Source organism: Parahaliea mediterranea, assembly GCF_003402235.1.
GTDB lineage: Bacteria > Pseudomonadota > Gammaproteobacteria > Pseudomonadales > Halieaceae > Parahaliea > Parahaliea mediterranea.
The window spans coordinates 542393-566912 of the sequence record NZ_QEWO01000003.1 but is presented as its reverse complement, the minus strand read 5'-3'; the positions used below and the strand labels follow the sequence as shown (position 1 = coordinate 566912).

Here is a 24520-nt window from a genome sequence, read left to right as displayed (position 1 = left end):
ACATGACAGTTGCAGCAATGGTAATACTCGGGTTTATCGCCCTCTTTGTGATCACCCTGCTGGTGAAGGGCATTCGCATTGTGCCGGAGCAGTCGGTGATGATGATCGAGCGCCTCGGGCGTTACCACAAGACGCTGGAGCCGGGGCTGAACATCATCATCCCGGTGGTGGACCAGCCCCGCCAGATTCCCTGGCGCCGCACGGTGAAGGCGGATGGCCACAAGTTCTTCGAGGTGACCACCATTACCAACCTCGACCTGCGCGAGCAGGTGTACGACTTTCCCTCCCAGTCGGTGATTACCCGCGACAACGTGGGCATTCAGGTGGATGCGGTGGTGTATTTCCAGATCACGGTGGCGCGGGATGCGGTCTATGAAATTGAGAACCTGCCCATCGCGCTGGAAACCCTCACCCAGACCACCCTGCGTAACGTGATTGGCGAGATGGACCTGGACGACACCCTCACTTCGCGGGAGAAGATCAACGCCAGCCTGGTGGAAACCATCGGCTCCGCCGCCCAGTCCTGGGGGATCAAGGTGAACCGGGTGGAGGTGCAGGACATCATTCCGCCGGCGGATGTGCTCTCAGCCATGGAACAGCAGATGAAGGCCGAGCGTGAACGCCGCGCCCGGGTGACCGAGGCCGAGGGCTTCAAGCGTGCGGAGGTGCTGCGGGCCGAAGGCGAACGGGATGCGCGCATCGCCACCGCCGAGGGCGAGCAGCGGGCCTTTGTGCTGGAGGCCGAGGGTGAGGCCAGCGCCATCGAGCGCCTGGCGCTGGCGGAGCAGCGCAAGTTGCAACTGGTGAAGGATGTGATGGCGGCGGATTTTGCCGACTACCTGATCGGCATTCGCTACATGGAAACCCTGGACCAAATGGCGAAGAACGACAACGTAGTGTGGATGCCCCACAGCGCCACCGATCTCGCCTCCTTCATCGGTGGTTACCGGCACTTGCTAGATAATGCCGGGTCGGCCAGTGCGCCGGCGGCGGGCGCCACAGGCGCCACCGATGGAAAAGCGCGCGGCCGTGAGTAAGAGCGCTAGCCATCCCGGTGCCCTGGTGGATGCACTGGTGCTGCAGCCGGGGGCGTGCTCCCAGTCGCAGCTGGCCAGGATGCTGGGCTTCAACCAGCCCCAGCCGGTGAACGAGCTGGTCAAGGGTAAGCGCAACATCACGCCGAAAATGGCCCTGCTGCTGGAGCGCGTGACCGACGGCGCGCTGCCTGCAGAATTCTGGTTGCTGGCGCAGATGCGCTGGGATGTGGCCCAGGCGCGGGAGGGGCTGTCGCCGTCGCGTCTGAACTTGGTGCAGCCACTGGATGCCGCCGACGAGCTGGGCGCCGATGATCCGGCCATTGTCGGCCTGCTGCAAATGGCCGAGGAGTTCAGGGCGTCCCGCTAGGCAGCCTTGGGGGCGGGTAGCGTCAGCGCCGTTCCCTGTCACTCTTCCCTCTCTTGCTCATCTCTACTGCCCTGCGGCGCATGCCGCGCTTGCAGTGCTGCGACCAGCAAGGGAATAAAGCGCCACTGCCCCTGCTCACCGCAATCACCGCCCCGCAATCCTGTTTCCGCTTTTTTACTGACCCGCCGACCTGACCATCCGCCGCAGCGGTTTACCTGTTCAACCGGCGGGGTGTCCTGTGACATTTTCATGACCAAATACTTGACCATAAATATGTGAAAATGGTTACATCTGCCGCGACGCTGAATAATCCAGTGGTCTCAAAGGCCACAACAACAGGCAGGAGACGTCGATGGGGATAAGAGCATGGGCAGGCCGCGGCCTGCTGTTGGCCGGTGTTTGCGCCACCAGCCTGGGGGCTCAGGCAGACAGCTTTGAGCTGACGCTGGGCAAGCAGGCGCCGCAGGCGGCCTACGATGGCCGGCTGATTCTGATTCTGGCCGCGCAGGGCGACAAAGAGCCCCGCGATCAGGTGAGCGCCGATTTTGATGCCGCCCAGATTCTGGGCATTAATGTCGATGGCATGGCGCCCGGCGCCAGTGCGCGCATTGGCGATGATGTGCTCGGCTTTCCGGCGCTGAATCTGTCGGAGGTGCCCAAGGGCGATTACTACGTGCAGGCCGTGCTGCACAAATACGACACCTACACCCTCGCCAACGGCAAAACGGTCAAGCTGCCTGCCGCCCGCGGCGCCGGCCAGAACTGGCGCAAGGAACCGGGCAACCTCTACAGCGAGCCGCGCAAGGTGAGCTTTGACCCCGCCGGCAAGGCCACCATCCCGGTGGTTCTGGATCAGGTGAACCCGGCCATTGAAGAGCCGAAAGACACCGAGTTTGTGCGCCATATCAAGATCCGCAGCGAGAAGCTGTCTGAGTTCTGGGGCACCGATGTCTTCCTGCGCGCCCACGTGCTGGTGCCCAAGGATTTCGACAAGCACCCGGAGGCGCGCTATCCGCTGGCCATCTTCCACGGCCACTTCCCCGCGGACTTCGGTGGCTTCAGCACCGACAAGCCAGACCCCAACGCAGAGTGCGTGTACAGCAAGCGCTTTGACCTGGATTGCTACAACCGCATCGAAGCGCAAGAGGCCTACGACTTCTACCAGTACTGGGTTTCCGACGATGCGCCGCGCATGCTGATCGTGGAGATCGACCACAGCAACCCGTACTACGACGACAGCTACGCGGTGAACTCCGCCAACCTCGGCCCCTATGGCGACGCCATTACCTTTGAACTGGTGCCGGCCATCGAGAAGGCCTTCCGCGGCCTGGGCGAAGGCTGGGCGCGCTTTGTGTACGGCGGCTCCACCGGTGGCTGGGAAGCGCTGGGCGTGCAGGTGAAGTACCCCGATGAGTACAACGGCGCCTTTGCCGCCTGCCCGGACCCGATCGACTTCCGCCAGTTCATGACCGTGAACCTGTACGAAGACGATAACGCCTATTACCGCGAAGGCCCCTTCGCGCGCATTCCGCGGCCGTCGCACCGCAACTACCTGGGCCACATATCCCGCTACATGGAAATGGAAAACCGCTGGGAACTGGTGCTGGGCGACAACACCCGCTCCGGCCAGCAGTGGGATGTCTGGCAGGCGGTGTTCTCGCCCAATGGCGATGATGGCTACCCCAAACCCATCTGGGACAAGCGCACCGGCGAGATCGACCGCGAAGTGGCCGAGTACTGGCGCCAGAACTACGACCTGCGCTACATCATGGAGCGCGACTGGGCCACCCTGGGGCCCAAGTTGCAGGGCAAGATCCACATCTACACCGGCGACATGGACAACTACTACCTGAACAACGCCGTGTACCTGACCGAAGAATTCCTGCAGCGGGCCGACCCGCCCTATGAAGGCGTGGTGGACTACGGCGATCGCGCCGAGCACTGCTGGAATGGCGACCACGACAACCCGAATGCCGTATCCCGACTCCGGTACAACACGTTCTATGTGCCGCGCATCCTGGAACGTATTGAAGCAGCCGCCCCGCAAGGCGCTGATTTGACAAGCTGGCGATATCAATAAGCACACGCCTTGGTAGCAACAGTAGCAGGAGGCTGCGCGCCTCCCATTATTACCTATAGGGGGTAATTCCAATGAACAAGCAAGGTAAGTTCGCCGCACTGGCGACGACATCCATCTACGCCGCCCTCGCCGGGCCGGCGGTGGCGCAGAACAGCGCCGCGCCCGCCATCGAAGAGGTGGTGGTCACCGGTTCGCGCATTCGCTCGCCCAACGCCGAGAGCGTCAGCCCCATCACCACCGTGGGCGCCGAGGAATTCCAGGCCCGCGGCGTGATGCGCGCGGAAGATCTGGTCAACGCCCTGCCGCAGGTGTTCGCGGCCCAGGGTTCCAGCGCGTCCAACGAGGCCACCGGCACCGCCCAGGTTGACCTGCGCGGCCTGTCGCCAGAGCGCACCCTGGTGCTGGTGAACGGCCGCCGCCTGCCCTACGGTTCGCCCAAGTCGGTGCCTTCCGACCTCAACCAGATCCCCACCGACCTGATCCAGAACGTGGAAGTGCTCACCGGCGGCGCCTCGGCGGTGTACGGCTCCGACGCCATCGCGGGAGTGGTGAACTTCAAGCTGATCGACGACTTTGAAGGCATCAAGTTCACCGTCAACCAGAGCACGGCCCAGCACGGCAACGACAACTCCACCATGGAGCGCCTGCTGGACGAGAACGGCTTTGCCAAGCCCGACTCCACCGTGTGGGACGGCCACAGCCAGGATTACTCTCTGGTGATGGGTACCAACGTGGACGATGGCCGCGGCAACATCACCGTATACGCCACCTACCGCGAAGTGGACGCCATCCTGCAGAGCGATCGCGACTACTCCTCCTGCGCCCTGGCCACCGCTGGCGAGCGCGGCGAGCAGTATGCCTGCGGCGGCTCCGGCTACAGCTACCCGGCCAACATGTCCAACACCCTGGGCCTGAACGGCGTGCCCACCGCCTTTGGCGTTAACAACGGCGAGTTTGTCGAGGGCAACACCGTATTTAACTACGCGCCCTTCAACTACTACCAGCGCCCCGACAAGCGCTACACCTTCGGCGCCCTGGCCAACTATAAAATCAACGACCATGTAAACCCGTACATGGAAATGAGCTTCATGGACGACCGCTCCACCGCCCAAATCGCCCCCGGCACCGTGCAGGGCGGCATCTACGGTGACCTCGGCGGCCTGAACTGCGACAACGCCCTGCTCAGCGACCAGCAGAAGGACTTCCTCTGCGGCGCCGCCGGCCTGTCCAGCGGCAGCATCTACGACGACGCCGGCAATTATGTAGGCCCCGAAGACGTGGCCGAGGGCATCCTGGTACGCCGCCGCAACCTGGAAGGTGGCCCGCGCCAGGACGAGCTGCGCCACGAAAGCTTCCGCGTGGTGCTTGGCACCGACGGCAAGCTGGCCGGCGCCTTCAACTACGACCTGTTCGCCTCCTACGCGAACGTGTCCTACACCAGCCGCTTCACGGGCGATGCCAACCGCTTCCGCCTGGCCAATGCCCTGAACGCGGTGATCGACCAGCGCCCGGGCTCGTCCACCTTCGGCCAGCCGGTCTGCTCCATCAATGCCGACGCCAGCGCCCTGAACGACGACGCGGGCTGTCTGCCGCTGGATTACTTCGGCGCTGATTTCGCCTCGCCCGAAGCCACCGCCTACGTGCTGGAAAACAAGGGCATTACCGGCGACACCTCCATGAAGAACCTGGTGTTCTCCGTCAACGGTGACCTCGGCGAGTACGGCATCAAATCGCCCTGGGCGGATTACGGCGTTGGCGTGGCCGGCGGTTACGAGTACCGGGAAAACACCCTGGACTACCGCCCCGACGAAATCTACGCCACCGCGGTTACCCCCGAGCTGCCCATCAGCGGCGATGTTTCGGTGAACGAAGTGTTTGCCGAGGTAAACGTGCCGCTGATCGACGGTGTCACCATGATCGACATGCTGTCGCTGGAAGGCGCCTACCGCTATTCCGACTACAGTTCCGGCTTCACCACCGACACCTTCAAGCTGGGCTTGAACTGGGCGCCGGTGTCCGACCTGCGCCTGCGCGGCAGCTTCCAGCGGGCAGTGCGTGCGCCGAACGTGATCGAGCTGTTCTCCTCGCAGCAGAAGTTTGAAGTTGACCTCACCCAGCTGCCCAACGGCTCCTTCGACCCCTGTTCCGGCGCCAACCCCTGGGCATCCCTGGAGCAGTGCATGCGCACCGGCGTCACCGCGGCCCAGTACGGCAACATCCAGGACAACCCGGCCGGCCAGTTCAACACGCTGGTGGGTGGCAACCAGGACCTGAACCCGGAGACGGCCAACACCTACTCCTTCGGCCTGGTGTACAGCCCCGAGATGATCCCGGGCCTGACCGTGTCGGTGGACTACTTCGACATTGAAGTGGAAGACCTGGTGGGCAGCGTCAACCCCAACCTGGCGATGAACAACTGCCTGGAAACCGGCGACAGCTACTTCTGCGGCCTGATCAATCGCGGCCAGGGCGGCTCCCTGTTCCTGTTTGACGACGGCTACTTCGAGCGCTTCAACATCAACACCGGCTCGCTGGAAACCAAGGGCTTTGACCTGACCGTGGACTACGGCTTCGACGTTGGCAACCTGGGCGATGTGTCGGTGAACTTTGTCGGTACCTTGCTGGACGAATTCACCTCCACCCCGCTGCCCAACTCCACCGGTGATGAAATCTACGACTGCACCGGCCTGTACGGCGGTCTCTGCGGTCGCCCGCGCCCCGAATGGCGTCACAAAATGCGCGCCAACTGGGTAACCCCGTGGGATCTGTCCGTGGCGCTGACCTGGCGTTACATCTCCTCCGTGGATATCGCCCAGACCAGCTCGCAACCGGCCCTGTCCGGCAGCTTCGCCGCGGTCAACAAGACCCTGGATGAGCGCAACTACCTGGACCTGTCCGCAGGCTACATGGTCAACGACAACATCACCCTGCGCGCCGGCATCAACAATCTGCTGGACCGTGATCCGCCGCTGACCACCACCGCCGCCATTGAAGACGGCGGCAACGGCAACACCTACCCGCAGTTCTACGACGCGGTGGGTCGCACCATCTTCATGAGTCTGACTTTCGAGCTCTTCTAACCCCTGTACGAGAGCCGTGTGGGGTGGCTGTCCAATGTTGTGTTGGAGCCACCCCTTTTTTTCATTCATCAAGAGGACGAACCATGCCGATTCCGTGCAAAAACCTGCTGGGCGGCGCTGTGCTGGCCGCCACCCTGGCCGGGACGATGTTCGCCACGCCCACCCAGGCCGCAGTGTCAGACCAAGACCGCGATGAAGCCCGCGAGCTGCTGGAGCAGCTGATCGGCTATCGCACCGCCAAGGGGCAGGGGCAAGTGCCGGCGATGATCGACGTGCTTGTTGCGCAACTGCGCGCAGGCGGCTTTGCCGCCGAGGATATAGTACGCGTGCCGCTGGAGATTGAGGGCGAGCAAACCAGCGGGCTGATCGTGCGCTACCCGGCCGCCGGCATTCCCGCCGGGCCGCCGGTGGCCTTTCTGGCCCACATGGATGTGGTGGATGCCATTGCCGGCAACTGGAACACCGACCCCTTCAGCGCCACCGAGAAAGACGGCTACCTGTACGGCCGTGGCGCCCAGGACAACAAGTTCGGCGTGGCGCTGCTGGTCTCCACCTTCATCGACCTGAAACAGTCGGGCTTTGCGCCCACGCGCGATCTGGTGCTGGCCTTCTCGGGCGACGAAGAAACCGGCATGCTGACCACCCGGGAAATTCTCAAGCACCCCTACGTGCGCGACGCCGAATACGCCCTGAATTCCGATGCCGGCGGCGGCAGCATTGCCAAAGACGGCACGCCGCTGGCCTTCTCCATGCAGGCGGCGGAGAAAACCTTCGCCACCTTCCGCCTGCACGCGCGCAACCCGGGCGGCCACAGCAGTGTGCCGCGGCCCGACAACGCCATCTATGAGCTGGCCCACGCCCTGGTGGCGCTGCAGGGGCTGCAGTTTCCGGTGCAGTTCAACCCCATCACCCGCTCCATGGCCGAGGACGTGATCGCGCGCGAAGGCGGCGAGGTGGGCGCGGCCCTCACCACCCTGCTGGAAGACCCGGCCAACGCCCAGGCCATTGCCGTGATGCAGCGCCACCCGCAGTACGCCAACATGCTGTGGACCACCTGCGTGGCCACCATGCTGGAGGCCGGCCACGCCGAGAACGCACTGCCCCAGGATGCCATTGCCACCGTCAACTGCCGCATTCTGCCGGACACCGGTGGCGTAGAGCATGTGCAACAGGTGCTGGCCGACACCATCGATAACGACGCCATCGGCATGACCCTCGGCCGCGAGGCGGTGGAGAGCCCGGCCTCGCCCATTCGTGAAGACGTGACCGCCATTCTGCAGGCCGGTGTTGCGCTGAACTACCCGGGCATCACCCTGCAGCCAAGCATGTCATCTGGCGGCACCGAAGGGCGCGAATACCGCCGCGCGGGCATCCCTGTGTACGGCGCCGGCAGCCTGGCCCTGGTGCGCCCGGACGACAGCCGCGCCCACGGTATCAACGAGCGTATTCCGCTGGCATCCTTCTATCGCGAGATGGATTACTGGAACTACATAATGCGCCGGGTCGGCGGGGAGGAATGACACCATGACACTATCGCGCAGGCAGTTTGTATCGGCCGGGGCCGCACTGGCGGCTGCCGGCGCGGCGGCGCCACTGCAGGCAGGCACGGCGGCCCCGGCACCCGGCGCCACCTTGCCGCCGGCACTGGCCAGCCTTAGCTCCATCACCACCGGCGCCCAGCCCATTGGCGCCGCCGAGCGCCGCGCGCGCCGCGACAAGCTGGGCGCGCTGATGCGCCACAGCGGGGTGGATGCCGTGCTCATCGAGCCGGGCTCCAGCCTGGTGTACTTCACCGGGATCGAGTGGTGGATCAGCGAGCGGATTACCGCCGCGCTGATCATGGCCGATGGCGGCCTGGCCTTTATCACTCCGGCCTTTGAGGAAGACCGCCTGCGCGAACTGCTGGATGCACAGGCAGGCGCGCATGCGAAAACCCCCGCCAACGTGCTGACCTGGGAGGAAGACGAAGACCCCTTCGTTCTGCTGGGTGACTGGCTCAAGCAGCCTTCGCGCAAAATCAAAACCATCGCCCTGGACGAGGCGGTGCGGCACTTCATTGCCCATCGCCTGCAACAGGCGGCGCCGGATATCCGCCACACCACCGCGGTGGGGCTGGTCAACGGCTGTCGCACCGTCAAGTCGGCGGCCGAGCTGGCGCTGATGCAGCTGGCCGCCGATGTCACCGTGGCCGCCTACCGCGCGGTGTACCCGCTGGTACAGGCGGGCATGGACAACGCCGCCATCGCGGCGCTGATGTTCCAGGCCCAGAGCCGGCTGGGGGGCGACTCGCCCGCCGGCGGCGCCCAGGTGGGCAAGGGCAGCGCGCTGCCCCATGGGTCCAAAGAGCCGGAATACGTGGCCGAAGGCCAGGTGGTGCTGATGGACTTTGGCTGCAGCGTGGGGGGCTATCGCTCGGATATTTCCCGCACCTTTGTGTTTGGCGAGCCCAATGCCGAGCAGCGCAAACTGTGGCAGCAGGTGCGCCGCGGGCAGGACATCGCCTTTGCCACCGCCAAACCCGGCACCCCTGCCAGGGAAGTGGATATCGCGGTCCGCTCGTACTACGAGACCCTGGGCTACGGCCCCGACTACCGGCTGCCGGGCCTGTCGCACCGCACCGGCCATGGCATTGGCCTGGATATCCACGAGCCCATCAACTTCGTGCGCAACGAGGACACGCCCCTGGTTGCCGGCATGTGCCTGTCGAACGAGCCGGGTATTTACATCCCCGGCAAGTACGGCGTGCGCCTGGAAGACTGCCTGTATATCACCGACGAGGGTCCGCGCTGGTTCTCCACACCGCCCGAGCGCATCGATGAGCCCATGGGCTGAGCGTGAACGGCAATCGCGACCTGACCCTGGAGACACCGCAATGAAACAGCACATTCGCCTGGCCGCCGGTGCGGCCATTGCCGCCGCGGCCCTGGGCCTGGCAACACTGGGCCTGGCACCACTGGCCAGTGCCGCCGCGCCAGCGCAGGGCGAGGCCGAGCTGCGCCCTGCGCTGCCGGACATACTGCCGCTGCGCGAGCAGGCGACCCTGCGCGACGAGCTGCTGCGCGAGCGCCTGGACACCCTGCTGCCGCAGCTCATGCGCCAGCACGGCGTGGACATGTGGATCGTGCTGGCCCGGGAATACAACGAAGACCCGGTGATTACCACGATGCTGGATGCGCGCAACCTGCGCGCCCGCCGCCGCACGATGCTGGTGTTCTTCGACCCGGGCGAAGGCAAACCGCTGGAAAAACTGGTGGTCAACAAGCACGGCATGAACGGCCTGTACGAGCCGGCCTGGGACATGGCGGCCCAGCCAGACCAGTGGGCCCGCCTGGGTGAGATTGTCGCCGAACGCAACCCCGCGCGCATTGCCATTAACACCTCCCACCTGTCGGCCTTCGCCGATGGCCTTACCCACACCCAGTACAGCGCGCTGATGGCGGCCCTGCCGGCGGGCATGGACAGCCGCGTGGTGTCGGCCTACCCGCTGGCCATCGGCTGGCTGGAAACGCGCACCGCCACCGAGGCGGCGCTGTATGGCGACATTGTGCGCATTGCCCACGCCATTATCGGCGAGGGTTTCAGCACCGATGTCATCCAGCCCGGCGTTACCACCAACGAAGACCTGGTGTGGTGGTACCGGCAACGGGTCAACAACCTGGGCCTTGCGTCCTGGTTTCACCCCTCGGTGGAAATCACCCGGCGCGGGGTCCAGGGGGTGATCCGCGAAGCGGCGGCGCCCATCCAGCGCGGCGACATGCTGCGGGTGGATTTTGGCATTGTCTATCTGGGCTACAGTACCGACACCCAGCACGTGGCCTACGTGCTACAACCCGGCGAGCGCGACGCGCCGGCCGGGCTGAAGGCCGGCCTGCTGGCCAACAACCGCGTGCAGGACGCCCTGACCGACGCCTTCAAGGTGGGGCGCAGCGGCAACGAAACCCTGCGCATTGCCCGGGAGAACGCCATCGCCCAGGGCCTTGCGCCCACCATCTACACCCACCCCATTGGCTACCACGGCCACGGCGCGGGGGCCTCCATCGGCCTCAGCGAAAACCAGCACCATGTGCCCACCGGCGAATACCCGGTGCAGCCCAACACCGCCTGGTCCATTGAACTGAAGGCGCAGCACGCGGTGCCGGAGTGGGATGGCCAGCTGGTGGACTTCAAGACCGAGGAGGATGCCTTCTTCGACGGCAAGACCGTGCGCTATGTGGACGGCCGGCAAACCCGCTTTCACCTGATTGGTGGTGCCCAATGAGGGCCGCGCGCTGGACGCGAACCATGGGCGCTGCTGCCATCGCGGGCCTGCTGGTGGCACCGGTGGCACAGGCCGACACCGCCGCCATGCCGGTGCAGGTGGCCGAGCCCCTGATGCCGGGTATTCTGCCCCTGCGCCAGCGCGCCCAGGCGCAGGACCGCTGGGTAAAAGCCCGCCTGGACCGCATTGTGCCCGCGCTGATGCGCGAGGCCGGCGTGGATATGTGGCTGGTGATTGCCCGGGAATACAACGAAGACCCGGTGCTGGAATCCATGCTGCCGGCGACCTGGGTGTCTGCCCGGCGGCGCATGGTGCTGGTGTTCCATGATCGCGGCGGCGACATTGATGGCGGCTCAGACGGTAAAACGGGCGTGGAGCGCCTGGCGGTGGCGCGCTATCCGGTGGGTGACCTGTTCCCCTCCGCCTGGGACCCCGACACCCAGCCAGACCAGTGGCAGCGCCTTGCTGAACTGGTGGCCGAGCGCGATCCGGCGCGTATTGCGGTCAACATCTCCGCCACCTTTCCCCTGGCCGATGGCCTCAGCGTCAGCCAGTACCGCGAACTGCAACAGAGCCTGGGCGAGACCTACAGCCAGCGCCTGACCAGCGACGACCGCCTGGCGGTGGGGTGGCTGGAAAGCCGCATCCCCGAGGAAATGGCCGCCTACGGCACCATCATGCGCATTGCCCACCGGGTGGTGGAGCGCGGCCTGTCCGAGGAAGTGATTACCCCCGGCGTAACCACCACCGACGATGTGGTCTGGTGGTACCGCGAAACCCTGGCCGGCCTCAAGCTGGATTACTGGTGTCAGCCCAGCGTGTCGGTGCAGCGCGCCGGCATGGGCACCTTCGACATCGAAAAAATGGTGCTGGAAAACGGCAACGTCATCCTGCCCGGGGATTTGCTGCATGTGGACTTCTGCATGGACTACATGGGCCTGAAAACCGACACCCAGATGATGGCCTACGTGTTGCGCCCCGGCGAGCAACGCGCGCCGCAGGGCCTGCGCCAGGGGCTGGCGGCGGCCAACCGGGTGCAGGATGCCCTCACCGAGAGCTTTGCCGTGGGCAAAACCGGCAACGAGATTCTGGCCGAGTCCCGCAAACGCGCCATCAGGCAAGGGCTTGCGCCCACCATCTACACCCACCCCATTGGCGTGCACGGCCACGGCGCCGGCCCGGCCATTGGCTCCTGGGAACAGCAGGACGGCAACCCCGGCACTGGCGACTACCCGATGCGCGCCCACACCGCCTATTCCATCGAACTCAACGCCATAGAGGCTGTGCCGGAATGGAACGGCCAGCAGGGCCGCTTCATGCTGGAAGTGGACGGCTACTTTGATGGCGAGCAGTTTGAGTACATCGACGGCCGCCAGACGGAGCTGCTGCTGATTCCGCGGCGCTGACAACCCACACATTTAACGTTCAAACCCAACCAGGTAAAACCATGCAACGACTAGTTACACTGATTGCCGCGCTGCTGCTCAGCGGCGCGGCCGCGGCGGCGGACGTCGCCAACATTGCCAACATGCGTGAGCGCAGCGACATTATCGATCGCATCCTGCACCAGCGTTTTGAGCAGGTGCTGCCCGCGCTGATGCGCCGGGAAGGCGTGGATATGTGGGTCATCATGTCGCGGGAATACAACGAAGACCCGGTGATCAAAACCATGCTGCCCTCCACCTGGGTCTCGGCGCGGCGCCACACCATGCTGGTGATTTACGACCCGGGCCAGGGCAAGCCCCTGGAGCGGCTGGCCGTGGCCCGCTACGCAGTGGGCGACCTGTTTGAAAAAGCCTGGGACAAAGAGGCCCAGCCAGACCAGTGGCAGGCGCTGGTGGATGTGATTGCCAAGCGCAATCCGGCCAAGATTGCCATCAACGCCTCTGAGCACTTTGCCCTGGCCGACGGCATGAGCAGCACCGAATACCGCAAATTCATGGCGGCGCTGCCGCAACCGCTGCGCGAGCGCGTGGTGCCCGCCCAGAACCTGGCGATTGCCTGGCTGGAAACCCGCAGCGAACTGGAAATGCAGTACTACCCCCAGCTGGTGGAGATCGGCCACCGGCTGATTGCCACCGCGTTTTCCAACGAGGTGGTCACCCCCGGCAAAACCACCACCGACGACGTGGTGTGGTGGCTGCGCGATCAGAGCGTGGCGCTGGGCGTGGGCAACTGGTTCCACCCCACGGTGTCCATCCAGCGCGCCGACGGCGAGCAGTTCGACCAGATCAAGGCCTTCAGCAAGCGCCCGGGCGAGAACGTGATCCAGAGCGGCGACCTGATCCACGTCGACTTCGGCATCACCTACCTGCGCCTGAACACCGACCAGCAACAGCATGCCTACGTGCTCAAGAGCGGCGAAACCGGAGCGCCGGCCAGCCTGGTAAAAGCACTGGCAAACGGCAACCGCCTGCAGGACATTCTCACCGCCGAGTTCAAGACCGGACGCAGTGGCAACGAGATCCTCAAGCGGGCTCGCCAGCAGGCCATTGAAGAGGGCATCAAGCCCGCCATCTACACTCACCCGCTGGGCTTCCACGGCCATGCCGCCGGGCCCACCATCGGCATGTGGGACGCGCAGGAGGGCCTGCCGGTGAAGGGCGATTACCCCCTGTACCCCAACACGGCCTACTCCATCGAACTGAACGCGGCCACCTACATTCCCGAGTGGGACAAGGAAATCCGCATCATGCTGGAAGAAGACGCCTTCTTTGACGGCAAGACGGTGAACTACCTCGACGGGCGGCAACAGCGCTTCCACCTGATCCACTCAGACTGAGCCTGTCGATGGCCTGCCACTACGGTATGATGCGGTGCACATACCGTAGTGGCGGCAGACAGTCCAACACGCATCTGGTTAGAGCATGACAAAAGACAAACTTCCGGAGATTCCACCGGAGCTGGAGTTTCTTACCGCGCAGCATGACCTGTTCAGCGCGCCCTTCTACCTGATGGCCCACGCGGACTTCTACTACCACGAAGACCTCGACCGCGCAGCGGCTCGCCTGGGCCTGGATCGCACCGCCTACCGCATCCTGACCACCCTGCACCGGCAGAGCCCCATCAATATCAAGGAGCTGTCGCGCAATGCGCTGATCAAACGTTCCACCACCACCCGCGCCCTGGCCCGCCTGCGCGAGGCGGGCTACGTGAGCCAGCAGGTGGACGCGGCGGATTCGCGCCTGGTCAACGTGGCGCTGACCGAGCAGGGCAAGGTGGTTGCCCAGCGCATCATCGAGCTGGGCGACCGCCAGTTGCAGCGCGCCGTGCAGGGCATCAGCGAGGAGCGGCTGCGGGAGCTGACCCACACCCTGCGCGAGATCGTCATCAACCTCAACAAACTGCCCATCGAGTAGCCCTGTGAAGCGCCTGTTGCCGCATTGCCCCGGCCTGTGTGCCGCCGCCCGCGCCCTGACCCTGGGCGCGCTCTGCCTGCTGGGCCCTGGCCCCGCCAGCGCCGCGCAGGAAGCCGGCGCGGCACAGCCCGCCGAAGTGACGGTGGCAACCGTCACTGCCACCGCGCAGCAGGCGCAGGTGCGCCGGGGGCTCAACTGGCTGGACGCCCACCGCGACCACAGTGCCCGGCAACTGGCGGACATTGGGGCCATCATCGCGCCATCGGGCCAGGAGCAGGAGCGCGCCCACTTTGTGGCCGGCGCCATGCGCGCAGCGGGGCTGGTGGATGTGCGGGTATCCCCGGTGAACAATGTGGTGGGGCGCATTGCGGGCACCTCGGGCAAGGCGTTGGTGTTTGTGTCCACCCTGGATGACCTGGCCACCGTGGCGCAGCACCAGCGCGCCGCTGCTCACCCGCCACGGGTGAGTGGTGAGCGGGTGGTTGGCCCCGGCAGCAATACCTCACTCACCACCGCCGCGCTGCTGGCAGCGGCGGGCGCTTGGCAGCACAGCGGCCTGAAGCCCCGGCACGACATTGTGTTTGCCGCCGTGGCCGGCGAGGAAACCGGCCTGCTGGGCATGCGCGAGCTGTACCGGGACTATCGCGAGCGCGCTATCGGTTTTGTTGATGTGCTGGGCGAGGGCGAGGTAATCGAGTACGGCGGCATCGGCATTCACTGGTGGCGCGTAACGGCCCGGGGCGAGGGCGGCCACACCTTGGAGGGCGGCACGCCCAATATCAACCAGGCCATTGGCCGCGCCGTGGACCGCCTGCTGCAACTGCCCCTGCCGGCGCCGGTGGATGGGGCAGCGGTGGCCTGGCTGAACGTGGCGGTGCTGGACAGCGGTGCGGTGTTCAACCACCGGCCGGAGACGGGGTGGTTTTCGCTGGATGTTCGCGCCCTTGAGGCGGGCCACCTGGCCATGCTCGAAGACGACGTGCGGCGCACCCTGGCGGCGATAGAAGCCGAGCTGCCGGTGAGTTTTGCGCTGGAGGCGGTGAGCACCCTGCCCCCGGGGCAGATTGCCGGGGCGCGGGAATCGCAGCTGGTGAGAAGTGCCGAGGCGGTGTCGCACTACCTGGGCAGCAGTCCGCGCATCGACAACCGCGGCTCGTCCAACATGAACATTGCGGTGGCCGGTGGCACCCCGGCCATCCAGATCGGGTCCGAGCGGGGCGGCCGGCGCGGCTACCCGCAGGAGTGGGCCGACATTCCCACCCTGCAGCGCACCAGCCGGCATGTGTTTTTGCTCTCGGTGATACTGGGCGGCGCGGCGCCCTGAGCGCGGCGGCCGCCCCGGTGTTTATCGCGGGCGTTGGGTGATCGCCTTGCATCCCCTATCCCCTATCCCCTTACACCGCCTTACACCGCCTTACATCGCGTTACACCGTCTTACATCGCCTGGGCCACTTCCGCCTTGCGGATCAGCTGCACCAGCTCCGCCCGGTAGCCGTAGGGGTCGTCGCCGCGATTGGCCTGGGCCAGCGCCAGCGCATCCGCGTAGTGCCAGCTGCCGGTGTACTTGCCGCCGCGCAGCAGCTCGCCGAAGCCAGCCACTGCGGTGGCAAAGCGGGCCTCCTGCAACTGCGTGGCATCGGCGGGCGGGGCATTCACGGCAATCGCCTGGCTGATCAGCTGCGAGCGCTGTTCTCCGGGCAGCTTGTAGCGCAGCTTCAGGAAGCCGTACTCGCCAGCCGTGCTGGCGCTGGCCGGCGCCAGCGCCCGGTCGCCATAGCGTGAGGGTTCAAAAACCCCGCTGTCGCTGCCCGCCGGGGTGATCTCGTAGATGGCGGTCACGCTGTGGCCGGCGCCAATGTCGCCGGCGTCCACCGCGTCGTTGTTGAAGTCTTCCTCCGCCAGCTGGCGGGTTTCATAGCCGATCAGGCGGTATTCGCTGACGGTGTCCGGGTTGAATTCCACCTGGATTTTTACATCGCTGGCAATGGGAAAGAGGGTGGAGGTGGCCTCGTGCACCAGCACCTTCTGCGCCTCGCCCAGGGTGTCGATGTAGGCCGCCACGCCGTTGCCGTTCTGGGCCAGCTCCTGCATCAGGGCATCGTGGTAGTTGCCCTGGCCAAAGCCCAGCACCGACAGGTATACACCGCTCTCGCGCTTGCGCTCCACAAAGCCCTTGAGTGCCTCGGGGCTCTGCAGGCCCACGTTGAAGTCGCCGTCGGTGGCCAGCACGATGCGGTTCACTCCGCCTTCGATAAACTGTGATTCCGCCAGCTGGTAGGCAAGCTGGATGCCCTCGGCTCCGGCGGTGGAGCCGCCGGCCTGCAGGCGGTTCAGGGCGTTGAGAATGGTCTGCTTGTCCTTTACCGGCGTGGGCTCCAGCACGGTGCCGGCAGCGCCGGCATACACCACGATGGACACCGTGTCCTCGCTCTGCAGCCGCGACAGCAGCAGGGCCATGGACTGCTTCACCAGCGGCAGCTTGTCGGGGCTGTTCATGGAGCCGGACACATCCAGCAGAAAGACCAGGTTGGAGCGCGGCTGCGCGCCCTGCAGCGCATAGCCCTGGATGCCGATGTGCACCAGCTTGTTGCCCTGCTTCCAGGGGGCGTCCAGCACCGACACGGTGGTGCCAAAGGGCGCGCTGCGGCCCTCGGGCTGCGGGTAGTCGTAGGGGAAGTAGTTGATCAGCTCCTCCACCCGCACGGCGTCCTTCTGTGGCAGCACGCCCTGGTTCAGCATGCGCCGAACAAAGCTGTACGCGGCGGTATCCACATCAATGGAGAAGGTGGACACCGGCGCTTCGCTCACCCGCTTGACGGGGTTGGCCTGTGCGGGGCTGAAGCGGTCGCGGCCGTTGTCCTGGTAGCCGGGGGGCACAATGCCTTCAATGGGCGCCGCGGCGGCGGCCATGGCCGGCGCGGCGCGCCGCTGCTCGATATTGCCGGACTGGGCCTGGGCCGCCAGGCGTTTGGCTGCCGGGCGGGGGGCCTCGTTTTCGGCGATCATCCCGCTGATCTGGGCCTCGCCGGCGGCATCGGTGGCCGGGGCGCGGCGCAAAAATGGCCGGGACGATTCGGCCGAGGCTACTTCTTCCAGTGCCGGTTGCCCGGCGGCGTGGTCGTCCAGCGTGGCGGTGTTGTGCGCTGCTTTTCCTGTTGCTTTCCCGGTTGCTTCCTCGGCGGGGGAGGGTAGAGGCCCCATGCCGCCCTGCCAGGGTACCTGGGTGGTGATGAATACCGCCAGCACCAGCATGGCGGCACTGGCCAGGCCGCTGTACACCCAGCGTTTTGCCGGTGACGGTGCGGACGCGGTTTTTGATGATGGCTTTGATGAATGCCCAGATGAGGACTCAGATGAAGGCCCAGCTGATTGCGATGAGCTTTGCGCGCTAAACAGTGACATGATCTTGCTCCCGTGGGGTGGTGGTTCGGGAGTAAGACGCTCGTCGGCGGTGCTTCCTTGGGCGCCGGCGGTGGTTTTTTGATCGGCCTGCACCTCGTCAAAGGCGGCCAGGGCGGCGGCCACGGCGGCGGCCACGGCCTGCTGCTGCGCGCGGGGCTCGGGGGGGGCGTCGCAGTCGACAAAATGCTGCCTGAGTTCGTCGTCGTTCATACCTCAACTCCCGGCTGCTGTTCCGGCTGCAGCCGTTTGCGGATTTCATGCAGGCGCCAGGACACGGTGGACTCCTTCACCTCCAGCACCGCCGCGGCCTCGGCGTGGCTGAAGCCCTCGCCCAGCACCAGTACCAGGGCCTCGTAGTAGCCCTCGCCCATGGCCTGCACCTGGCCCAGCACCTGGCGCAGGTAGAGGGCGCTGTCGGGGCCGCCTTCGGTGAGGATGTCGGTGGCGGCGTCTGCGTGCCCCCGCTCGCCCGCACCCGCGCCCGATTGGCGGGCGCGCTGCCAGTCCAGGGCGCAGTTCACCACCAGTCGATACAGCCAGGTGGTGAAGGCGGCCTGAAAGCGGAACTGCCCAAGGGCGCGGGCCAGTTTGATGCAGGCCTGCTGGGTGATGTCCTCGGCGTCGGCGCGCTGGCCACTGTATTTCAGGGCAAAGCGGAACATCAGGGCGTAGTGATCCTCCACCAGGCGCGCAAAGGCGTCCCGGTCGCCGCGCTGGGCGCGCCTGATCCTGTCCTGAAGGTCGCTGTTCATGGCCGGCCTGTGGCTGTTTGGGACTTAGACGGCGCGCTGGGCCATTTCCTTGGCCCGGCCCCCTGATTTTTTACCCGGCGGCTTATTGCCTGGCCTCAACCGGCAGGAAAACGCCGGTGTGGCGGGTCAGTACTTCTTCGGTGTCGGCTTCCACGTCCAGTATTTTATGCGGCCACCAGGTGAGGTTGGCGCCCACGTAGCCGTTCAACGCCACGGGAATGGCAAAGGTGCGGGTTTCGGTGGTGTTGTTGCGGATATAGCTGCCCTCGCCCATTTCGTCCTCGTACAGGTAGGAACGGGTGGCCCGGCGGTCCTTGCCGTAGTCGGCGGGGTTGGACTTGACCGCCACCCGCTCGCCATCGCGGTTCTCGGCGGTGAGGGTGGTGACGCGGCGCAGGTCCTTGTCGATCTCCACCCGGGCGAAGTGCATGCCCTGGCTGCGGTTTTCCAGCAGCGACAGGGTCAGCTCGGGGGCCTTGTTCTCGGCAATGTTGCGCGGGCAGCGGCCGGGATCAAAGGCGAAGGTGGCGGTGGTCACCCGGTAGTCGTCGCCGCTGTCCTTGCCCTTGCCGTCGTCGGTTTGCAGCGCCTTCAGCTCGCCCACGCTGCTGCGGCAGTACTTGCCCAGCAGGTCGAAGGCCGGGGCGCCCGGGCTGCGGTGGAAGGTGAGTTGCAGGGTGTGATCCACCGTGGCCACCCGCAGGTAGATGTCCTTGAGGGGGTCGCCGTGGGTGTCGCAGTCACGGCAGGGGTTGATGTTCAGGTCGTCCAGCGGGCTGGGGCTGAGGGCGGTGTCGAAGGCGCCCTGGTAATAGCCGCCCAGGGCGGCCAGGGCCTTCTCGTCGCGCGCACTCAACTCGGCGGCCTGCGCCTGCGCGGCGCAGCCCGCCAGCAGGGCCAGCAGGCGTAAAGGCAGGGGTATAGACAGGCGTAAGCGAAGCATGATCATTCGGTTGTGGTGGCTCCTGCAGGTTAGGACAAGTGAAACCGCCGGCTGTTCACCGCGCGGGTGCCTGCTGGCGCTTTGGCCGGTTGCTTAACTGGCCATCCAGGCCGGGAAGGGCAGTTTGTGGCGCATCAGAAATTCCGGGTTGAACAGCTTGCTGTGGTAGCGGCTGCCGGCGTCGCAGAGCACGGTGACAATGGTGTGGCCGGGGCCCAGTTCCCGCGCCATGGCCACGGCGCCGGCAATGTTGACGCCGGATGAGCCGCCCACGGAAATGCCCTCGTGCTTGAGCAGGTTGAAGGCGAAGGGCAGGGCGGTGTCGTCGTCGATCTGGCAGCTGAAGTCCACGCTAAGCCCGTCCAGGTTGCCCGGCACAAAGGACACGCCAATGCCCTCGGCGATGGACTGCGCTGTTGTTGACGGCCCTGGCTCTGACTGCGCCGTCGCTGACTGCCCTTGGCCGGCCTGCGGGGGGGCATTGAAATGGCTGTACAGGGCCGAGCCGGCCGGATCCGCCAGGCCGATTTTCACCGCCGGCTTGTGCGCCCGCAGGGCATCGGCCACCCCGGCCAGGGTGCCGCCGGTGCCCACCGCGCAAATAAAGCCGTCGATATTGCCGCTGGTCTGCTGCCAGATCTCCTGGCCGGTGGTGTCCCGGTGTATGCGCCGGTTGGCGGGGTTGTCGAACTGCTGCGCCCAGGTGGCGCCGTTGGGCTCGGAGTGGGCGCGCCCCTGGGCCACCTGGCGGGCGGTGTGGATGTAGTGCTGGCTGCTGCTGTAGGGCGCGTTGGGCACCAGAATCAGGTCTGCCCCCAGCATTTCCAACTGGCTGATTTTCTCAAGGCTCGCGGTCTGTGGCATGACGATGACAGACTGGTACCCCAGGGCGTTGGCCACCAGGGTGAGGCCAATGCCGGTATTGCCGGCGGTGCCTTCCACAATCACCCCGCCCGGGCGCAATTCGCCGGAGGCCTCGGCCGCGCGGATGATGCCAAGGGCGGTACGGTCCTTCACCGAGCCGCCGGGGTTCATGAACTCGGCCTTGCCGTAAATCTGGCAGCCAGTGAGTTCCGAGGCCTCCCGCAGGTACAGCAGGGGCGTGTTGCCAATGAGGTCGGTAATGCCGGTCCGGTTCGTCATGGGCTACCTCGCTTTGCGCCGCCGTGTGCCCCGATGATGGCACTGTTTGCGCGGCTTGCCCAGCCAGCCTGCATTCAGTGTGGGTTGTAGGAGGTCGGTTCTGACGTGGTATTACCCGGCCACCCGGTGCACGCTGCTCTGCCCCGCCTTCCTTGCCTTCAGGGCAGAACCACCATGTCGGCACGGGGCAGGGAGGGCCTTGGAAACATGAATTTTATTTCAGTGCGGCTATAGCCTGCTTGTTGGGATCACCTTCTCTACACCTAAGTTTGCTAATAAATGTGGGGATATAGGCGATGAACTTCCACAAGTACGTTAATTGACTATGCAGGCCTCTCTACGGCGGCTGTGTTGCCGGCCGCCGATGCGGCCAGTTTTCGGCCCGGCTGGATGCAAGGCCTTTGGCAGCGTTTCCTTAAACAATAACCAGAGAAGGTACGCCATTATGAACAGACTGTTATATCTGCAATTCCGCCCACTTGCCCTGGCTCTGTCGCTGATCGGTGCCGGCAGCGCACTGCCAGCATCTGCACAACTGATGCTGGAAGAAGTGGTGGTTACCGCACAGAAACGCGTTGAAAGCCTGCAGGATGTGCCGATATCGGTAGCCGCGATGTCGGGTGAGAAAATTAACGATGCCGGTATCCAGAACGTACAGGAACTGTCGTTTTCCATGCCCAATGTCAGTATTGGCGAAGCGCCGTTTGACAATAACCTGTTTATTCGAGGCATTGGCTCCGGGGTGAACGCCGGCTTTGAGAAGTCGGTTGGCATGTATGTGGATGATCTGTATATCGGCAAGGGGCAGCTTTCCCGGGCGCCCTTTCTGGACGTTGCACGGGTAGAGGTGCTCAAGGGGCCACAGGGTATTCTATTCGGCAAAAACACGATTGCCGGCGCGGTCAACATCAGCACCACGGCGCCCACTGATGAATTTGAAGGCTATATCGAGGGCTACTGGGACCCGGAACATGGCGATCGCGAGGTAACCGGTGTGATCTCCGGCCCGCTGACCGATAATCTCCAGGCCCGCCTGGCCTTGAGCGGACGCAAGCTCGACGGCTTTTTCGAGAACTACTTCACCGGCGAAGACTTGCGCGAGCGGGAGCAGCAGATCGCGCGGTTACGCCTGGCCTGGCAACCCACCGACAAACTGGACATCAACTTCAAGGTCGAAACCAGCACATTCGACGATGACGGTCGCCAGAAGGTGGTGGCCTTTGCCGGTGAGGGCTCCGCCTTCCACGACCTGGTCGGCGATGAAAAGCCAACCAGCGGGTCACAACCGGAAGCTCCCGACTTCAACAACACCGACGCCAACGTCGCAACGCTGAAGCTGGATTATGCCCTCGGTGACAGCACCCTGACCGCCATTACCACCTACGGTGATTATGAAACCGAGATCGGGGATGACCTTATGGCAACCGGTGGAACCAGCGCGGTGGGTGATGGTCGCTACTTCTGGGCCAACATCGACGAGGACTACGAACAGTACGCCCAGGAATTCCGGCTGGTGTCGCCCGGCGGCGAAACCATCGACTATATTCTCGGAGCCTACTTTGAAAAGTCCAACTTCTACCGCCTGACCAAGGGTGACTGGCCTTTCCCCAACAGCACGCTGGACGGCCTGACGCAGACCTGGAAAAGTTACGATCTGGACACGGATTCCCGCGCCTTCTTCGCCCAGGGTACCTGGAATGTCAACGACGTGTTCAGGCTGACTTTCGGTGGGCGCTATACCGAGGACGAAAAGGAGTTTGGTTCAACTCTGGTGGCGGATACCGCGCTTCCCTCAACCGTCCTCGGGCCGCGGGATGACCGTGGCATGAAGCGCCAAGATGAAAAATCCACCTGGACTTTTAACGCCCAATGGGATTTTTCCATGGATGCCATGGCCTATCTGACCCTGTCCACAGGTTTCAAGTCAGGCGGTTTTGACGATGCCCTGAACCGCGCCTTCCTCCCCAACGAAGATCACTACGAGGTACTGGCCTTTGATCCGGAAACCGTGAAGTCCGCGGAAATCGGCGCCAAGACCACACTGCTCGACGGCGCTGCCGAGTTGAATATTGCTGCCTTCCATAGCAAGTACGAGGACCTGCAAACCAGCGCTTTTGACGGTGTGGTCGGCTTTACTGTGACCAACGCCGGCAGTTCGGTGACCAAGGGCGTCGAGGTTGATGGCCGCTGGCGGGTTGCCGAGGGCCTTACGCTCAGTGGCAGCCTGTCCTGGCTGAAGGCGGAGTACGATGATTTCGAGAACGGCGCCTGTTCCCAGTGGCATGCCAACAATACCAACGACTGTGTGGGTGCGGTGCGCGACCTCTCCGGGGAGCCGCTTCCCTTCGCGCCGGATTACTCGGCGGCGCTGGGCCTGGAATATGTCCTGCCGTTGGGCGAAAGCCTGGAGTTGCGCACCAATCTTGATGTCATGTATACCGATGAATTTGCCACGGTGCAGGATATCGACCCCATCACCATCATGGACAGCTATACCAAGGCCAACCTGCGCATCGGGGTGGGGCCCTTCGACGGTACCTGGGAACTGGCCATTGTGGCCAAGAACATTACCGATGAGCAGACGCTGGGCTGGTCCAATGATGTGACCCTCGGTAACCTGCCGGGACGGGTGAACACTTATTCCGGTTTGATCGATCCACCGCGGACCGTGGGTGTGCAGGTCCGTTATCGCTTCTGATATGGCCTTTTCTGTCAACAGGCACAAAACTGTTTGTCGTTGAGCCACATCCAGGGCAGAGGGGGCCGTGAAGGGCGAAAACTCCCTATAACACTGCAAAACCGCGGGTGGGGCGGAGAAAGGTTATCATGGACAAGCCGTACGAAGGCCATGGAATGGGCCAGTTGGTACTTGATCTTGGCATGGAGCCTGTTGTGCCCCTGAAGCACCCTGACAGGAGACCGATGTGAAACGACCCCTGCTGACAATTGGCCTGCCGGTGCTGGTGGTGGGCGCCGTGCTGTTCTTCACCCTGATGCCGGGCTATCTGGAGCGCTCGATGAACGTGGTGCTGGATCATGAGCCCTACGCCATCTCGGCCGAGGCCAGGGCCCTGCACAAGACCCTGGTGATTGGCGACTGGCACGCCGATAGCACCCTGTGGAAGCGCGACCTGGCCGAGCACAGCGAGCGTGGCCAGGTGGATGTGCCGCGCCTTCAGGCGGGCAATGTGGCCCTGCAGATGTTCACCTCTGTCACCAAGTCGCCGGCCGGGCAAAACTACGAGGAAAACGCCACCGACGCCGCCGACAACATCACCCGCCTGGCCCTGGTGCAGGCCTGGCCACCCGCCACCTGGGGCAGTTTGGCCGAGCGCGCCCTGTTCCAGGGGCAGAAACTGCACGCGCTGGCGCAGCGCGTGCCGGAGGCATTCCAGCTGGTTTTGAACCGCGCCGACCTGGCACGCCTGATGCAGCGCCGCCAGCGCGGCGAGCCGGTGGTGGGGGGGCTGCTTGGCACCGAGGGCTCCCATGCCTTAGATGGCGAACTGGACAACATCCAGCGCCTGTACGATGCGGGCTTTCGTATGATGGGCCTGCAGCACTTTTTCGATAACAAGCTGGGCGGTTCCCTGCACGGGCAGAGCGGCGCCGGCCTCACCCCCTTCGGCGTGCAGGCGGTGGACACCATGCAACGCCTGGGCATTATGGTGGACGTGGCTCACTCATCCCCGCAGGTGGTGGAGGACGTGCTGGCGCGCTCCCAGGCGCCGTTGGTGGTGAGCCACACCGGCTTCCACGGCCACTGCCCCGGCCCGCGCAATATTTCCGATGCGCTCATGCAGCGCATTGCCGCGGCCGGGGGCATTATCGGCGTGGGCTACTGGGACGGGGCCATGTGCGACATTTCACCGCGCAATATCGTGGCGGCAATGCGCTATGGCATCGACTTGGTGGGGGTGGATCACATTGCCCTGGGCTCCGACTTTGACGGCAGCGTGACCACCGCCTTCGACACTGCCGAGCTGGCAGTGCTGACCGAGGAAATGCTGCGCGCCGGCTTCAGCGAAGCGGAAATCCGCAAGGTGATGGGCGAGAATATGCTGCGTTTTCTGCGCCAGAACCTGCCGCCTGCCTAGCT

At 64.7% G+C, this 24520-nt stretch carries 18 protein-coding genes; 13 read left to right on the top strand and 5 right to left on the bottom strand.

The window, feature by feature from the left end; genetic code table 11:
* Positions 1-2 precede the first annotated feature (2 nt).
* Both DDZ17_RS11945 and DDZ17_RS11940 read left to right on the top strand, forming a co-directional pair.
* The gene (locus tag DDZ17_RS11945) at positions 3-1037 is read left to right on the top strand and encodes an SPFH domain-containing protein (RefSeq protein WP_116367107.1); all 1035 of its coding nucleotides are present in this window, start codon (positions 3-5) and stop codon (positions 1035-1037) included.
* Positions 1030-1404, top strand: coding sequence for a HigA family addiction module antitoxin (locus DDZ17_RS11940; protein ID WP_157976602.1), 375 nt, complete (start codon positions 1030-1032; stop codon positions 1402-1404). The genes DDZ17_RS11945 and DDZ17_RS11940 overlap by 8 nt, the downstream gene beginning before the upstream one ends.
* A 38-nt stretch (positions 1405-1442) precedes the next feature.
* On the opposite strand, the gene DDZ17_RS22425 is transcribed toward DDZ17_RS11940, so the two are convergent.
* The gene (locus DDZ17_RS22425) at positions 1443-1655 is read right to left on the bottom strand and encodes a hypothetical protein (protein ID WP_157976601.1); all 213 of its coding nucleotides are present in this window, start codon (positions 1653-1655) and stop codon (positions 1443-1445) included.
* A 101-nt stretch (positions 1656-1756) separates the two neighbouring features.
* Between DDZ17_RS22425 and DDZ17_RS11935 the strand changes: the two genes are divergently transcribed.
* From DDZ17_RS11935 to DDZ17_RS11895, 9 genes are all read left to right on the top strand, one after another.
* Positions 1757-3484, top strand: a complete 1728-nt coding sequence (locus DDZ17_RS11935) for an alpha/beta hydrolase-fold protein (RefSeq protein WP_116367103.1) — start codon at positions 1757-1759, stop codon at positions 3482-3484.
* A gap of 71 nt (positions 3485-3555) precedes the next feature.
* Positions 3556-6564 (top strand): TonB-dependent receptor domain-containing protein, encoded by a 3009-nt coding sequence (locus tag DDZ17_RS11930; RefSeq protein WP_116367101.1) that lies wholly within the window; start codon positions 3556-3558, stop codon positions 6562-6564.
* Between the two features lie 83 nt (positions 6565-6647).
* Positions 6648-8084 (top strand): M20/M25/M40 family metallo-hydrolase, encoded by a 1437-nt coding sequence (locus DDZ17_RS11925; RefSeq protein WP_116367099.1) that lies wholly within the window; start codon positions 6648-6650, stop codon positions 8082-8084.
* Between the two features lie 4 nt (positions 8085-8088).
* Positions 8089-9396 (top strand): M24 family metallopeptidase, encoded by a 1308-nt coding sequence (locus tag DDZ17_RS11920; protein ID WP_116367097.1) that lies wholly within the window; start codon positions 8089-8091, stop codon positions 9394-9396.
* 40 nt (positions 9397-9436) lie between these two features.
* Positions 9437-10822, top strand: a complete 1386-nt coding sequence (locus DDZ17_RS11915; RefSeq protein ID WP_116367095.1) for a M24 family metallopeptidase — start codon at positions 9437-9439, stop codon at positions 10820-10822.
* A gap of 23 nt (positions 10823-10845) precedes the next feature.
* The gene (locus DDZ17_RS11910; RefSeq protein ID WP_206613533.1) at positions 10846-12228 is read left to right on the top strand and encodes a M24 family metallopeptidase; all 1383 of its coding nucleotides are present in this window, start codon (positions 10846-10848) and stop codon (positions 12226-12228) included.
* Between the two features lie 41 nt (positions 12229-12269).
* Positions 12270-13604 (top strand): M24 family metallopeptidase, encoded by a 1335-nt coding sequence (locus DDZ17_RS11905; RefSeq protein ID WP_116367093.1) that lies wholly within the window; start codon positions 12270-12272, stop codon positions 13602-13604.
* Between the two features lie 85 nt (positions 13605-13689).
* Positions 13690-14181, top strand: coding sequence for a MarR family winged helix-turn-helix transcriptional regulator (locus DDZ17_RS11900; protein WP_116367091.1), 492 nt, complete (start codon positions 13690-13692; stop codon positions 14179-14181).
* A 4-nt stretch (positions 14182-14185) separates the two neighbouring features.
* Positions 14186-15505: a M20/M25/M40 family metallo-hydrolase gene (locus DDZ17_RS11895; RefSeq protein WP_116367089.1), complete on the top strand. Its 1320-nt coding sequence runs from the start codon at positions 14186-14188 to the stop codon at positions 15503-15505.
* Between the two features lie 110 nt (positions 15506-15615).
* Here DDZ17_RS11895 and DDZ17_RS11890 read toward each other — a convergent pair whose 3' ends face one another.
* The 4 genes from DDZ17_RS11890 to DDZ17_RS11875 all read right to left on the bottom strand — a co-directional run bounded on the left by DDZ17_RS11890 (position 15616) and on the right by DDZ17_RS11875 (position 20421).
* A complete protein-coding gene (locus tag DDZ17_RS11890; protein ID WP_241505864.1) occupies positions 15616-17793 on the bottom strand; it encodes a vWA domain-containing protein in 2178 nt (725 codons plus the stop codon).
* Positions 17790-18335 carry an RNA polymerase sigma factor gene (locus DDZ17_RS11885; RefSeq protein ID WP_116367087.1) on the bottom strand — a complete coding sequence of 182 codons (546 nt, stop codon included), beginning with the start codon at positions 18333-18335 and terminating at the stop codon, positions 17790-17792. The genes DDZ17_RS11890 and DDZ17_RS11885 overlap by 4 nt, the downstream gene beginning before the upstream one ends.
* Positions 18336-18417: 82 nt before the next feature.
* Positions 18418-19284 (bottom strand): hypothetical protein, encoded by an 867-nt coding sequence (locus DDZ17_RS11880; RefSeq protein ID WP_116367085.1) that lies wholly within the window; start codon positions 19282-19284, stop codon positions 18418-18420.
* Positions 19285-19371: 87 nt separating this feature from the next.
* Positions 19372-20421, bottom strand: coding sequence for a cysteine synthase A (locus DDZ17_RS11875; RefSeq protein WP_116367083.1), 1050 nt, complete (start codon positions 20419-20421; stop codon positions 19372-19374).
* A gap of 445 nt (positions 20422-20866) precedes the next feature.
* Here DDZ17_RS11875 and DDZ17_RS11870 point away from each other — a divergent pair, with 445 nt between their 5' ends.
* Positions 20867-23119 carry a TonB-dependent receptor gene (locus DDZ17_RS11870; protein WP_170150206.1) on the top strand — a complete coding sequence of 751 codons (2253 nt, stop codon included), beginning with the start codon at positions 20867-20869 and terminating at the stop codon, positions 23117-23119.
* Between the two features lie 226 nt (positions 23120-23345).
* Entirely contained in the window at positions 23346-24518 is a 1173-nt protein-coding gene (locus tag DDZ17_RS11865) for a dipeptidase (protein ID WP_241505863.1), read from the top strand.
* Positions 24519-24520: the final 2 nt, after the last annotated feature.